Below are 14,782 nucleotides of genomic sequence, written 5' to 3'. Positions count from 1 at the left end.
CGGTTAGACCGCACTTTTATATTTCTCTGTTTGTCATATTGGTGTCATATTCATTTTTTATAATGTGCTCTTATTTATTTAGTAGGAGTGATTATGAGATTAATATATTCTTTGTGTGGTATTTTTTCTTTATTGATGTCAATACAGATCTTAGCGAAAGATTCGATTAAATTTTATGATATGCCGACAAAATTAATTAATGAGCATTTACAAATCTATCAAGGTGGATTTGGTTCTGATGCTACAGGCGATCCAAGCAATAATAAACGTTTTTATGCACTCACTGATCGTGGTCCTAATTTATCTGGGAAAGAAAAAGGCAGTAAAATATTTCCTATTCCTGATTATACTCCGAGTATTGGTTATTTTGAAATTACCCAAGATAATAGTATCAATTTGTTAAAATTGATTGAGTTGAAAACACCAGCTGGAAAAAACTTGACAGGGTTACCCAACCCAGAAGGACTAGGTGCAATAGATGAAGTTGCGCTTGATATGATGGGGAATTCATTAGGTACAGATAAATATGGAATTGATAGTGAAGGGCTTGTTGTAGCTCAAGATGGTACATTTTGGATTGCTGATGAATATGGTCCGCATCTCATTCATTTTAATGGTGAGGGAATTGAATTAGAACGTATTAGTCCGTATGGAGTCAATACAGGAAAAAGAAAGCTGCCTGCTGTATTTGCTCAACGCCGCGCCAATCGGGGTATGGAAGGTTTAACTATGACACCCGATCAGTCGTCGTTAGTGGGTATAATGCAGTCAACGCTGTTTAATCCGACAAAGCAAGAGGCTATAAACCGCACTTTAACGCGTATTATCATGTTTGATCTGAAATCAGGTGAAACAAAACAGTTTTTATATAAACAGAATGCGGATAATTTTTCAAATTCATCCATTATTGCATTGAGTAATAGTCAATTTTTGGTTGGTGAGCGCGATGGAAAGTTTGCAAGCGAAGGCACTGAAGTACAAAAACATGTTTATTTGATTGATATCACCAACGCCACAGATGTTTCTGGTGATGTAAAATCGAAAACCGGTATGCTACTGAATGGTAAGGCTTTAGAACAATTAAGTTGGGATGAGCTCGAGAAAGTAGGTATTAATGCGGTAGAGAAAAAATTAGTATTGGACTTAGTCAAAGAAAATGGTTATCCACATGATAAATTTGAGGGAATGTGGTTAATTGATCAGCATCACCTAGCGGTGATTAATGATGATGATTTTGGGATTGCATCGGATAAGGGGAATATGGTACATAAAATGTTACCAAATACTACGATACGAGATCACAGTCGAGTTTATATTTATCCGATTTCACTTGATTAAGCTATCTAAATATAAAACCGCACTTTTAAAAGTGCGGTTTTTATTTTGTCGAAATAGATTAATTAATGCGTGCTTGTGCTGGTTGTTGTGCGGTTAGCACGTTTGCGTTCGACTTCGGTGAGCAACTTTTTACGAATTCGGATAGATGATGGTGTGACTTCAACCAATTCATCATCATCAATAAATTCAAGGGCTTGCTCAAGAGTGTATTTTACAGGTGTGACAAGCACAAGCGCGTCATCTTTACCCGCAGCACGCATATTGGTGAGCTTTTTGCCTTGTAAACAGTTGACGGTAAGATCATTGCTACGGCTGTGAATACCAATAATTTGTCCTTCGTACACTTCTGTACCATGTTCAATCATTAGTTTGCCACGCTCTTGTAGGCTAAAGAGTGCATATGCAAGTGCTTTACCTGTTGCGTTAGAAATTAATACGCCATTAATACGTTGTCCAATTTCGCCAGGTTTAATGTCATCATAGTGGCTGAAACTTGAATAAAGCAAGCCAGTGCCTGATGTCATGGTCATAAACTCATTACGGAAACCAATTAAACCGCGGCTTGGAATGATGTATTCGAGGCGAGTACGGCCTTTGCCATCAGGAACCATATCGCGAACTTCACCTTTACGAATGCCCAAGGCCTCCATAACAGAGCCTTGATGTTGCTCTTCAATATCAATGGTCACTTGCTCGAACGGCTCTTGTTTGCGTCCGTCAATTTCGCGGAAAATAACTTTCGGGCGAGATACAGCTAATTCATAGCCTTCGCGACGCATATTTTCAATTAACACGGAAAGATGTAATTCACCACGACCTGATACGCGGAATGCATCAGGGTCTTGCGTTTCTTCTACTCGCAATGCCACATTGTGGACTAATTCTTTGTTTAGGCGTTCTAAAATTTGGCGCGAGGTAACATATTTACCTTCTCGTCCACAAAATGGTGAGGTATTAACACAAAAGAACATCGTAACAGTTGGCTCATCTACGGTTAATGCTGGCAGTGCTTCTACATTGTTCACATCACAGATCGTATCTGAAATATTGAGCTCACCTAAACCTGTGATCGCAATAATATCACCTGCTTGTGCGCTATTGGCTTCGTAGCGTTGCAATCCTAAATGCCCCAGCACTTGTCCAACTTTACCGTTGCGTGTTTTGCCTTCGCTATCAATAATAGTAACTTGTTGATTAGGTTTAACACTACCGCGTTTAATTCGCCCAATGCCGATAACGCCAACATAATTATTATAATCAAGTTGAGAGATTTGCATTTGAAATGGTTTGTCGGCTTCCACTTTTGGTGGTTCAACATATTTTACAATAGCTTCAAATAGCGGTGTCATATCGCTGGCAAGATTTTCATGTTCATTGCCTGCGACACCATTAAGTGCGGACGCATAAATAATCGGGAAATCAAGCTGTTCGTCGGTTGCACCAAGATTGACAAAGAGATCAAATACTTGATCCACAACCCAATCTGGACGCGCACCAGGGCGATCGACTTTATTGATCACCACGATAGGTTTTAAGCCATGAGCGAATGCTTTTTGGGTGACAAAACGGGTTTGCGGCATTGGGCCATCAAACGCATCAACTAATAATAGTACGCTATCAACCATTGACAATACGCGTTCAACCTCACCGCCAAAATCGGCGTGTCCTGGGGTGTCTACGATATTGATGCGATAGTCATTCCAGTTAATGGCGGTATTTTTTGCAAGAATAGTAATACCGCGTTCTTTTTCAAGATCGTTAGAATCCATAACACGTTCGTCGCTGTCGCCACGAACATTATCAAATGTGCCAGATTGTTGTAAAAGTTTATCGACCAGCGTGGTTTTACCGTGGTCAACGTGCGCAATGATTGCGATATTGCGCAGTTTATTAATGTCTAATTTATTATCCATTTGGTATTCTTCGTAAAATAAAATGCTAAAGTGCGGTCTAGCGCACGAGGTATTTATATCATTCGCATATAAAGCGTTAAATTATAGCCTGTTTATACGAGATCGGCTATTTTTTATTGTGAAATAGTGTATTTTATTTTGTTGTTGTAAAGTTAAGCGAATAATATTGTGATCTTGCGCATAAATCTATTGATTTTTCGTGCAGTAAGCGATATTTTCATTAAGTTAAGTTTTGCTTTTTATCATCTATTTTGAGGGTTATTTATGTCTGATTTATCAGCAATTGAAAACGTATTCGCATTGATTGAAGAGCATGATGTGCGCTTTGTTGATTTACACTTTACCGATTTGCGAGGTAGGGAACACCATATGTCGATCCCTGCAAGTGCGGTGGATGAAGACTTTTTTGAAGACGGTAAAATGTTTGATGGCTCATCAATTGGCGGTTGGAAAACCATTAATAAATCCGATATGGTATTAATGCCGATTGCACAATCAGCCTTCATTGACCCTTTCTTTGATATTCCTACCTTATCCATTCGCTGTGATGTGTATGAACCAGATACTATGCAAGGTTATGATCGCGACCCTCGTTCGATTGCGGTGCGTGCAGAAAACTATTTAAAATCAATCGGCTTAGCTGATACTGTATTGGTTGGTCCAGAGCCTGAATTTTTTATGTTTGATGATGTGCGTTTTAAAGTGTCGCCTGAGCATACTACCTTCCAAATTGATGATATTGAAGCCCCATGGAATAGCAATGCAGAGTATGAAGAGGGCAATAAAGCCTACCGTCCACGAGTAAAAGGCGGTTATGTGCCTGTTGCACCAGTGGATAGTGCACAAGATATTCGCTCGGAAATGTGTTTACTCATGGAAGAAATGGGCATTGTGATCGAAGCACATCATCATGAAGTGGGCAGTCCAGGGCAAAATGAAATTGCCTGCCGCTTCAATACATTAACTCTTAAGGCGGATGAAACGCAAATTTATAAATATGTTGTGCATAATGTTGCGCATCAACATGGAAAAACAGCGACTTTTATGCCAAAACCGCTATTTGGCGACAATGGCTCAGGTATGCACTGCCATATTTCGTTAAGCAAAGATGGGGTAAATTTATTTTCAGGTGATAAATATGCTAATTTGTCAGAAACCGCACTTTACTTTATTGGCGGGGTTATTAAGCATGCCAAAGCGTTAAACGCGTTTACTAATCCAACAACCAATTCCTATAAACGATTAGTGCCAGGTTATGAAGCCCCTGTATTGTTGGCTTATTCTGCAAGCAACCGCTCTGCATCTATTAGGATTCCGACGGTATCAAGCCCGAAAGCACGTCGCATTGAAGTGCGGTTCCCAGACCCATGTGCCAACCCATATCTTGCCTTTGCAGCCATTTTAATGGCGGGGTTAGATGGAATTCACAATAAAATTCATCCAGGTGATCCAATGGATAAAAATCTCTATGATTTACCACCTGAAGAATTGCAACAAGTGCCGCATGTGGCGCGTTCATTAGAGGAAGCGTTGACCGCACTTATGCAAGACAAAGACTTCTTGACGAAAGGTGGGGTATTCAGTGATGACTTTATCGAGGCGTATGTTGGGCTTTTGAGCAAAGACGTTGAACGCATTAATATGTTGCCACACCCTGTTGAATTTGAGATGTATTACGCATAATTTGTGGCGTTTTTTGATACCCATACGCACATTGATGTGTTGCTTGAAGGGCAACACATCGGATCACATCCTGTTTTAAAAGCTGCACAAGTTGCGGATGTGCAGCGTATTTTGATCGCTGCGGTAAAAGCGACGCAATTTTCCAATTTGACCGCACTTTGCGCTCAAGTGCCACACATATGCTGTTATGGCGTTGGGCTGCACCCACTTTTTATTACTGAACACACTCAGGGTGATTTAGATACCCTTGCGGAACATTTACGCCTACGACCGCACTTTTGTGTTGCGGTGGCAGAAATTGGGTTAGAACGGGCTATTCCTGAACTGATAACACCTGAAAATTGGGCAAAACAGTGCGAATTTCTAGAAGCGCAACTTTATCTTGCGCAGCAACACCAGTTAGCGGTCAGCTTGCATTCTCGGCACAGCCACGATCAGCTTTATACCTTTTTAAAACGGATCGAGCTACCTCAAAAAGGGGTAATTCACGGCTTTTCTGGAAGTTATGTGCAAGCCAAACGCTTTGTTGATTTGGGATTTGCTATTGGTGTGGGCGGTACTATAACTTATCCACGCGCAAATAAAACACGCCGTGCCATCAGCCAATTGCCGTTAGATGCACTAGTGTTGGAAACGGATAGTCCAGATATGCCTGTGAATGGCTATCAAGGCATACCAAATGAGCCTGCGCGCATCGTCAATGTGTTTGACGCATTGTGTGCGTTGCGTATTGAGAGTGCGGACAAAATTCAAAGTGCGGTCTGGACGAAGAGTTGCCAGCTATTTCCTAGTGAGTGTTTTGAGCGTAAATAACTGCTATTTAGCGGTAAATATGAGCTTGATAGCCAATAATTGCGTTATAACAACAAAAAGTTAGTTAAGATACCAATATATGTAAGGAGGCAATCATGGAAATTCATGGGATTTCAATTGAAAAAATCAAGGCACTCAGTGCTGAAGCGTGGGCGCGCTTAGATGCCCAGACAAAACAGGAGTATGAACTCATTTTGAGCTATCAAGCGTTATTACCTGATGATTTTATTGATAAAAAACGGGATGATGGCATGTGGGAAAGTGATTTTTTAGTTGAATATACCTGCACATAACACCACAAACTAAAGGCTCAGTGCTATGGCGATGTGACCTTCATCTTACCAGTACGTTATGGATGAGTGCGTGTCTAGCTGTCGAATTTTATGCCATTCAATGGTATGATCACATTTTTATCTAGCCAAAAAGAGTATGCGAATTCCACGAATTTTTAGCCCTGAGCTTCTCCAAGCGGGCGTAACTTATGCCTTGAGTGATGATGCCGTTAACCACGTTGCACGTGTATTGCGAATGAATGTGGGCGATGCATTGCTGTTATTTGATGGCACAAATACCGTATTTCCTGCCACGATCAAAGAAATAAATAAAAAATCTGTGCTGGTTAGGGTTGGTTCGGGGCAAGAAGATAACCGTGAATCGCCGCTGTTTTTGCATCTTGGGCAGGTGATTTCTCGCGGTGAGCGAATGGAGTTTACCATTCAAAAGTCGGTTGAATTGGGCGTGAGCGTCATTACGCCATTATGGTCGGCGCGTTGTGGTGTAAAGTTAGACGAACAACGCATGGCGAAAAAACGTCAACAATGGCAAAAAATTGCTATTGCGGCCTGTGAACAGTGTGGACGTAATTATGTGCCTGAAATTCGTCCTTTAATGAAACTTGAGCAGTGGTGCATGGAGGGTGGCAATGAGTTAAAACTCAACCTTCATCCGCGGGCAAAGTGCGGTATTGCGGGGCTGCAAGGTGTGAGCAAGGCAGGCGTTCGGCTCTTGATTGGGGCGGAAGGTGGGCTATCAGCACAGGAGATCGCAATGACAGAACAATATGGCTTTCAATCCGTGTTGCTAGGTCCACGAGTGTTACGCACCGAAACGGCAGCACTGACGGCGATCACCGCATTACAACTTTGTTTTGGAGATTTAGGGTAATGGGGCAATTTCAACACCATTTGCTGATCGCGACACCTGCGATGGACGATCCTTTTTTTCGAGAAAGTGTTATTTATTTATGCGAGCACAATAGTGATGGGGCTATGGGCTTGATGCTAAACCGTATCACTGACACTAGCATAGCGGAGCTGGTAAGCAAAATGAATTTTATGATGGCAGATAAGCGTGAGATCGCCGACAATGCTATGGTCTTACTTGGTGGTCCTGTGAGTTTGGAGAAAGGTTTTGTGCTACATTCCAAATGCATTCCGCCTTTTCAGCGTAGTGATGCCATCGGTCATGATATTTGGTTGACGAGCTCAATGGATGTGCTTGAAACATTAGGCAAAGCCAATGCACCAGAACACTATTTAGTGGCAATTGGTTGTTGCAGTTGGGCAGCGGGGCAATTAGAAGCTGAAATTAGGCAAAATATGTGGCTGGTTGCACCCTTTGAACAGCGAATTTTATTTGATACGCCCTATCAAGAACGTTGGCAAAGTGCGGTCGAATTGTTAGGGATTGCGCCTGAAGATTTAGCTTATCAAGGGGGAATAGCCTAATGGCTTATTGTGCGCTGGCGTTTGATTTTGGTGAAAAGAGCATTGGTTGTGCAGTAGGGCAAAGTATCACTGGCACGGCACAAGCATTGAATGCGTTTAAAGCACAAAATGGCATTCCTAATTGGCAGGCGATTGAGCGTGTTCTGCACGAATGGCAACCAAAGGTTGTGGTGGTTGGGCTGCCCTTGAATATGGATGGAAGTGAGCAACCCTTAACGTTGCGCGCAAAGAAATTTGCTCAACGTATTCATGGTCGTTTTGGTGTGCCAGTGCAACTGCACGATGAACGCCTTAGCACAGTTGAAGCACGAGCTGAAATTTTCGCACGTGGCGGTTTTCGGGCCTTAGATAAAGGCAAAGTGGATTCCATTTCTGCTTGTATTATTCTTGAAAGCTGGTTTGAAAATAGCCCTTTAAATGAATAACCGCACTTTTCAAAGTGCGGTTGGTGTTTAGTAGCCTAAAGTGGCGCCATCTGGATTTCGTGGGTCAGAAGCACCATAAAGCCCATCTTCACGTACTTGAATGACTTGAACGCGTCCCATCGTAGATTTGAGTTTGACGTTATAACCTTGATTTTCTAATAAATGTACTGTATCAGGACTAATGCCATCTTCAATGCGAATTTCATCAGGTAACCATTGGTGATGGACACGTGGTACTGAAATGGCTTCTGCTGGGTTTAAGCCATGATCTATTGTGTTTAAAATACTTTGTAACACGGTTGTAATAATACGTGCACCACCAGGGCTGCCAGTGACTAACCATGGTTTATTGTCTTTCATAACAATGGTTGGCGTCATTGACGATAATGGACGTTTGTTCGCCTCAACGGCATTGGCATCTCCGCCAATCAAGCCAAATGCGTTCGGAACACCAGGTTTTGCAGAAAAATCATCCATTTCATTGTTCAATAAAATGCCAGTACCCTGTGCCACAATACCACTGCCAAAATTCAGATTAAGCGTGTAGGTTACTGCGACGGCGTTACCGTCTTTATCGACAATAGAGTAGTGCGTAGTTTGATCACTCTCATAAGGTTGTGGCTTACCTGGTTTGATCTCGCTAGACGGGCGTACATGAATACCACTGATTGTCCCAGCCAGTTCATCCGCATATTTTTTTGATGTTAATCCTTTCACCGGAATATTGACAAAATCAGGATCACCTAAATATTCCGAGCGATCAGCATAGGCTAATTTCATTGCTTCAGCATAGTGATGAATTGTTTTAGCACTATTTAAGCCAAATTCTTTTAGTGGATAGCGTTCTAAAATATTGAGCAACTGCACAAGGTGGATGCCGCCAGAACTTGGTGGTGGCATAGTTAGTACTTTATAACCACGATATTCGCCCTCAATAGGTTTGCGTTCCACGACTTTGTAATTTTTGAGGTCGTCTAATGTGATAAGCCCACCATGTTGTGCCATTTCGGCGACAATTTTTTGTGCAATATCGCCTTCATAAAAGGCTTTTGCCCCTTCTTTGGCGATTAATTTCATGGAGTTGGCGAGATCTTTTTGCACTAATGTATCGCCTGATGCTAGAGGCTTGTCATCTTTAAAGAAAATGGCTCGGCTGTCTTTCCATTTGCCCAAAATTTCTTGTTCTGTGGAAATAGTATCGCCTAACGTATCGCTAATGACAAAGCCCTCTTCTGCTAATTTGATTGCAGGTGCAACAACTTTATCCAATGGCATTGTACCCCATTTTTTCAACGCATATTCCATACCTGCGACTGTGCCCGGCACACCCACGGCAAAGTGCGTGAAGAGTGATTTACCATCAACGACATTTCCTTTTTCATCTAAATACATATCACGATTGGCTTTAGCCGGCGCAACTTCGCGAAAATCCAGCGCAATATTTTCGCCTGATTTACTATCATGCAGCACCATAAAGCCGCCACCGCCGAGATTTCCAGCATTCGGGAGTACAACCGCTAAAGCAAACCCAACACCCACGGCAGCATCAACGGCATTACCACCTTGTTTTAAAATGTCTAAGCCTACTTGTGTCGCCAGTGCTTGCTCTGTGGCAACCATGCCATGTTGAGCATATATAGGATGGAAAATATCCATATCTTGGTCATAGCGAATAGAGGCTTGCTGGGTTTGGCTAGGTGCTGTGTTGGCATAAGAGCTGGCAGCCATGATACCAGATAATGCCAGTGCGGTTATGAGTAGAGAACGTTTCAATATCATAGCAACTCCTTATACGAGAGATAATATTTTACATATTGATAACAAATTTAACATTTAAACGCTATCATTTCTACGGCGAGTAAGCAAGCCTAACTATTTAATTTTTAATAAAAATAAAAGTGATGAAGCAGGAGCATAGCGCAGGAATAAAAAAACCGCACTTTTAAAAGTGCGGTTGGGGATTAGGCGTGGTAGTGTCCAACGCCCAGTTCATCTTCTTTGCGAGTGCGTTGAATGACCTCTTTGGGTGAGTGTTGCACGCGTAGATTCATTTCATCTTCGGTGCGAATGACATTGCCCCGTAGGGAATTGGTCCAGACATCGGTAATCTCGATGTCCACAAATTTGCCGATCATGGATGGATCACCTTTGAAATTGACAATGCGGTTATTTTCTGTGCGCCCAGTCAACTCCATAATATCTTTTTTCGATGGTCCTTCTACTAACACGCGTTGCACTGTTCCTAGCATTTTGCGGCTAAATTGCATGGCTTGCTGTGTGATACGTTGTTGTAAAAGATACAGCCGCTGTTTTTTCTCGTCTTCGCTGACATCATCAGGCATATCTGCTGCTGGTGTGCCTGGGCGAGCAGAGTAAATGAAGCTAAAGCTCATATCGAAATTCACTTGTGCAATTAAATCCATCGTTTGCTGGAAATCATCCGCACTTTCGCCAGGGAAACCGACAATGAAATCCGAGCTAATCTGAATATCAGGGCGTGCTTTGCGTAGTTTACGAATGATCGCTTTATATTCAAGTGCGGTATGGTTGCGCTTCATCATAGTCAATACACGGTCTGAGCCACTTTGCACGGGCAGGTGCAGGAAACTGACTAGTTCGGGCGTATCACGATAGACATCAATGATGTCATCGCTAAATTCAATTGGGTGTGAGGTGGTAAAACGCAAGCGATCAATGCCATCTATCGCAGCAACGAGGCGCAATAACTCTGCGAATGTGCAGATTCCACCATCAAATGTTGCACCTCGATAGGCGTTCACATTTTGACCTAATAGATTAACTTCGCGCACACCTTGTTCGGCAAGTTGTGCAATTTCAAATAGCACATCATCTAATGGGCGGCTGACCTCTTCGCCGCGCGTATAAGGCACAACACAAAATGAGCAATATTTATTGCACCCTTCCATAATGGAAACGAACGCTGTCGGTCCTTCTGCGCGGGGCTCTGGCAAGCGATCAAACTTCTCAATTTCAGGGAAACTGACATCAACGACCGCACTTTTACCTCCACGAATTTGATTGAGCATTTCAGGTAGGCGGTGCAGCGTTTGTGGTCCAAAAATAATGTCCACATAAGGTGCGCGATCACGGATGTGTGCTCCTTCTTGCGATGCAACACAGCCACCTACGCCGATCACGAGATTCGGGTTGGCTTTTTTGAGATCCTTCCAGCGTCCTAATTGGTGGAACACTTTTTCTTGGGCTTTCTCTCGAATAGAGCAAGTGTTGAGCAGTAATACATCTGCTTCTTCAGCATTTTCTGTGAGCTCAAAGCCATGGGTGCTGTTGAGCAGGTCCGCCATTTTTGAGGAGTCGTACTCGTTCATTTGGCAGCCCCATGTTTTTATATGTAGTTTTTGTGTCATAATCTCGATTAACCGCACAGTGCGGATTTATGAATTTTAAGCAAGGGGCTATTTTACTGATTTGCTTTTTATCTGACCAGTTAAAAACGCAAATTTTCGTGATCTAATGGTAAAATTTATCGATCTCGGTACAATAGCCTTAAGAAATTTAAGGGCAAATGGGTGAAATATGAAACATTGTGATGTTATTGTCGTTGGCGGTGGTATGGTCGGGGCAGCGGCTGCACTGGGGTTAGCACAGCAACAGCTTAAAGTGCAATTACTTGAGCGACAGCCGTTACCGCACTTTGAACCCGATGGCGCGTATGACATTCGTATTTCAGCCATCAGTGCAGGCTCAGTGAAATTACTTAACCAATTAGCCGCATGGGACAATATTCACGCAATGCGTACCTGCCCCTATACTCGCCTTGCCACGTGGGAAATAGAGGGGTTTGAAACCACATTCACGAGCCAAGAGCTTGGCCTACATGAGCTGGGATTTATGGTAGAAAATAATGTGGTGCAACGTGGACTTTGGCAAGCGTTTGCCGGGTTGGATAATTTGGAGCACTGTATCGGTGAGATCAGTTCGATTAAAAAGTGCGGTGAACAGTGGTGCGTAAGCATGAAGCAGGGGGAGCAATTCCAAGCGCCGCTTATTGTTGCGGCGGATGGAGCGAATTCTCAGCTCAGACAAATCGCCCATATCGGCTTGACAGGCTGGCAATATCGCCAGCGTTGTATGTTGATACTGGTGAATACCGCGTTACCTCAGCAAGACATTACGTGGCAACAGTTCTGCCCGTCAGGACCACGGGCCTTTTTGCCACTGCTTGGGCATCAAGGCTGTTTAGTTTGGTATGATACGCCTGCTGAAATTCAACGTTTGCAGCATTTGCCACTTGAGCTACTGAGTGAGGAGATAATGCGTGTGTTTCCCCCTCGTTTGGGGCAAGTGCAGGCTACACAGGTAGCGAGTTTTGAGTTGGTGCGTCGCCATGCGCAGCAGTATTATAAAGACGGCATTGTGTTGCTTGGCGATGCTGCCCACACGATTAACCCATTGGCTGGACAAGGTGTTAATTTAGGTTTTAAAGATGTGGCGGTATTTTTAGAGGTAATGCAACAAGCTCAGCAAGCAGGGCAAAATATTGCCAGTGATGAGGTGTTACAGCGTTATCAGCGTCGCAGAAAGCCAGACAATTTATTGATGCAAACGGGCATGGATGCGTTTTATAAAGGCTTTAAAGAACCGCTATTGCCCCTCAAAATAGTTCGTAATTTAGCACTACTTGGGGTGCAAAAATGCACGCCGTTGAAAAAGCGTGCTCTTAACTATGCGTTGGGACTGTAAAATATAAAGTGCGGTCAACCTTATTGCACGACAAGCATACCCAAGCAGCCTTTATCCGCGAGCATTAAATCACTCGCCCCGAAGGTAAATGGGTAATTGTTCGACGACATATTCTCGAATTTGACTAGTACTGACATTGGGCTATTGAGCCATAGCGTGTCGCGCCAACTTGCCTGAGTGAGATCAAGTGTTCTTCCATTGGCTCGCTCGACTAAGAATTTCGCCCCTTCAATTCGAAAACCGATCGGCGTGTTGCTACTTAAATTCCAGCGTTCAAAACTACCTAATTTGGCACTCACATCAATACGACGCGGATCAAAACGTTGCTGGTTAATCAGGGCATTGTCCACATCAAGCACAAATTGGCGTTCGCGTACGACCTCAATGGGAGAGTCAAATTGTAAGGCGGCATCAATGTGCGGTTTGTGAGCAAACGCCGAAACTAGCCCTTCAGGACGTAGGGTCAACACCGTGTTGTCATAAAGTTCATTGTCATCTGCCCAAAGTGCGGTGATGTTATGCAAAAATCCTCGTTTTTCGCCCGTAATCAGCGATACTTCACCACCTTCATTTAAATCCACTAGCACTTCAGCACGTTCACCAGGGCTTAAGAACAAGTGCGAGATAGGACGTTGTTGTGGAACAAAGCCTAAATTGCCAGCGAGCAATACCATCGGGTTGCCATTATCTAGGCTAAGTTGATAGCTACGAGAGAGAGAGGCATTGAGTAAACGTAACCGAATCCAGCCACGCGCCACCGTAAGATAAGGAGCTTCAACCCCATTAACCAGCAAACGGTTGCCTAAAAATGGATATGTGTTGGCGTTAAACAGTTGCTCGCCTTGGCGATTGAGCTGTACGTCTTGTAAAATGAGTGGAATATCATTTACACCATATTGATTAGGCAATTTTGCTTTGCGGCTGGCATTATCTTCAATAATCCAAAGCCCGAGTAAGCCACGATAAACCTGATATGCACTGCGAGCGAGCGTATTAGCGTGATACCAACAACTGGCGGCATTTTGTGTAATGGGAATGACGGGCGACCATCCACTATTGGGTTGAAAAAGTTTGCCTACGCCTCCTAACAATTCACCACTGGCTTGTAAACCTTGAATGGTTAATGAGACAGCTTGAGATAATTGATTGCGGTAATTAAGGCGTACAAAATCTCCTTGTTTACATTTGATTGTAGGACCAAGATACGCACCATTAAAGCCCCATGCCTCCACTTTTTCACCGTCTAAAAAGCGTTTTTTGACGCTGGTCATTGATAGCAAGACAGGCTTGCCACGCCCAACATCTAATAAGGGCGGGATGGGAAGTGCGGTTCGCGCTTTCGCCTGTGCAACAGCGGGTAAGACCGCACTTGCACTCATAATGGCACTGTTTTTTAGCAATGCTCTGCGTGAGAGCCAAAATGAATTATCCTTGCGTTTCATGGGCAATTTCTGCGTCAAGTTCAGCAATTTTGGCTTGCATAATGGCGTGACAATGGTTGGCAAGTTCACGCACATTATCACGGTTAAAGCCACTGACATCAATAGGTTCTAGCATTTCGCAAATAACCTTACCATTGTTCCAGCGGTTGAGTTTTACTTTGTTGTGCAAGGTTGAGCAACATACAGGCACAATTGGGACTTGTGCTGCCAGGGCTGCGTGAAATGCGCCTGTTTTAAATGGCAACAGTCCACGCCCACGGCTACGCGTACCTTCAGGGAACATCCAAATAGAAAGCTTATCTTGCTGAATGCGTTTAGCGAGTTGCGCCATCGTAGAATGTGCTTTGCTTTTATTATCACGATCGAGCAAAATATTGCCGCTTGCCCAATATAACAGTCCAAAAAATGGAATATAGAGCAGACTACGCTTGCCTACACTGACCGTTTTCGGGCGAACCATATAGGCAAGGGTGACCATATCATAATTATTTTGATGATTACCGATATAAATACAGGGGCCAAACTGCTCTACACCTTTTGGAAAACGGTGCTCCACATCCAGCCCGAAAAGGGTATGCAGCCGCCCAAACCAACGTGCCAACACGCCAACATTACTTGGATTTTTAAAGCGTATAAGCGAATAAAGCGTGCCAAATACACAGATAAGAATGGCACAGAACACCACAATAATGGTTCGTAAAATGGCTAACATAGCAAAT

At 43.3% G+C, this 14,782-nt stretch carries 13 protein-coding genes; 8 read left to right on the top strand and 5 right to left on the bottom strand.

The features are described from left to right. Positions 1-93 precede the first annotated feature (93 nt). A complete protein-coding gene (locus HPC40_RS04945) occupies positions 94-1,338 on the top strand; it encodes an esterase-like activity of phytase family protein (protein WP_208118387.1) in 1,245 nt (414 codons plus the stop codon). A gap of 62 nt (positions 1,339-1,400) precedes the next feature. Here the strand turns inward: HPC40_RS04945 and typA are convergent, their stop codons facing one another. Beyond that, positions 1,401-3,251 carry a translational GTPase TypA gene (typA, locus tag HPC40_RS04940; protein ID WP_208118386.1) on the bottom strand — a complete coding sequence of 617 codons (1,851 nt, stop codon included), beginning with the start codon at positions 3,249-3,251 and terminating at the stop codon, positions 1,401-1,403. 264 nt (positions 3,252-3,515) lie between these two features. On the opposite strand from typA, the gene glnA reads away from it, so the two are divergent. The 6 genes from glnA to ruvX all read left to right on the top strand — a co-directional run bounded on the left by glnA (position 3,516) and on the right by ruvX (position 7,899). After that, complete coding sequence (glnA, locus tag HPC40_RS04935; protein ID WP_208118385.1) at positions 3,516-4,934, top strand: glutamate--ammonia ligase; 1,419 nt, start codon at positions 3,516-3,518, stop codon at positions 4,932-4,934. A 3-nt stretch (positions 4,935-4,937) separates the two neighbouring features. Beyond that, positions 4,938-5,747, top strand: coding sequence for a TatD family hydrolase (locus HPC40_RS04930; RefSeq protein WP_208118384.1), 810 nt, complete (start codon positions 4,938-4,940; stop codon positions 5,745-5,747). Between the two features lie 95 nt (positions 5,748-5,842). Next, positions 5,843-6,040, top strand: a complete 198-nt coding sequence (locus HPC40_RS04925; RefSeq protein ID WP_208118383.1) for a hypothetical protein — start codon at positions 5,843-5,845, stop codon at positions 6,038-6,040. A 136-nt stretch (positions 6,041-6,176) separates the two neighbouring features. Beyond that, positions 6,177-6,911 (top strand): 16S rRNA (uracil(1498)-N(3))-methyltransferase, encoded by a 735-nt coding sequence (rsmE, locus tag HPC40_RS04920; protein WP_208118382.1) that lies wholly within the window; start codon positions 6,177-6,179, stop codon positions 6,909-6,911. Next, positions 6,911-7,474 (top strand): YqgE/AlgH family protein, encoded by a 564-nt coding sequence (locus HPC40_RS04915; protein ID WP_208118381.1) that lies wholly within the window; start codon positions 6,911-6,913, stop codon positions 7,472-7,474. Before rsmE ends, HPC40_RS04915 begins: the two co-directional genes overlap by 1 nt. Continuing rightward, positions 7,474-7,899, top strand: a complete 426-nt coding sequence (ruvX, locus tag HPC40_RS04910; protein ID WP_208118380.1) for a Holliday junction resolvase RuvX — start codon at positions 7,474-7,476, stop codon at positions 7,897-7,899. The genes HPC40_RS04915 and ruvX overlap by 1 nt, the downstream gene beginning before the upstream one ends. Positions 7,900-7,926: 27 nt before the next feature. On the opposite strand, the gene ggt is transcribed toward ruvX, so the two are convergent. Both ggt and miaB read right to left on the bottom strand, forming a co-directional pair. Further along, positions 7,927-9,678 (bottom strand): gamma-glutamyltransferase, encoded by a 1,752-nt coding sequence (ggt, locus tag HPC40_RS04905; RefSeq protein WP_208118379.1) that lies wholly within the window; start codon positions 9,676-9,678, stop codon positions 7,927-7,929. Between the two features lie 182 nt (positions 9,679-9,860). Further along, positions 9,861-11,285, bottom strand: coding sequence for a tRNA (N6-isopentenyl adenosine(37)-C2)-methylthiotransferase MiaB (gene miaB, locus HPC40_RS04900; protein WP_208118378.1), 1,425 nt, complete (start codon positions 11,283-11,285; stop codon positions 9,861-9,863). Positions 11,286-11,454: 169 nt separating this feature from the next. Between miaB and HPC40_RS04895 the strand changes: the two genes are divergently transcribed. Continuing rightward, positions 11,455-12,621, top strand: a complete 1,167-nt coding sequence (locus HPC40_RS04895; RefSeq protein WP_208118377.1) for an FAD-dependent oxidoreductase — start codon at positions 11,455-11,457, stop codon at positions 12,619-12,621. 20 nt (positions 12,622-12,641) lie between these two features. Here HPC40_RS04895 and HPC40_RS04890 read toward each other — a convergent pair whose 3' ends face one another. Further along, entirely contained in the window at positions 12,642-14,063 is a 1,422-nt protein-coding gene (locus HPC40_RS04890) for a multicopper oxidase domain-containing protein (RefSeq protein WP_208118376.1), read from the bottom strand. Beyond that, positions 14,047-14,775, bottom strand: coding sequence for a 1-acylglycerol-3-phosphate O-acyltransferase (locus HPC40_RS04885; RefSeq protein ID WP_208118375.1), 729 nt, complete (start codon positions 14,773-14,775; stop codon positions 14,047-14,049). The genes HPC40_RS04890 and HPC40_RS04885 overlap by 17 nt, the downstream gene beginning before the upstream one ends. Positions 14,776-14,782 lie beyond the last annotated feature (7 nt).

The organism is Spirabiliibacterium falconis (assembly GCF_014885015.1).
In the GTDB taxonomy this organism is placed as follows: Bacteria; Pseudomonadota; Gammaproteobacteria; order Enterobacterales; family Pasteurellaceae; genus Spirabiliibacterium; species Spirabiliibacterium falconis.
This window is presented reverse-complemented; position numbering and strand designations above follow the sequence as displayed.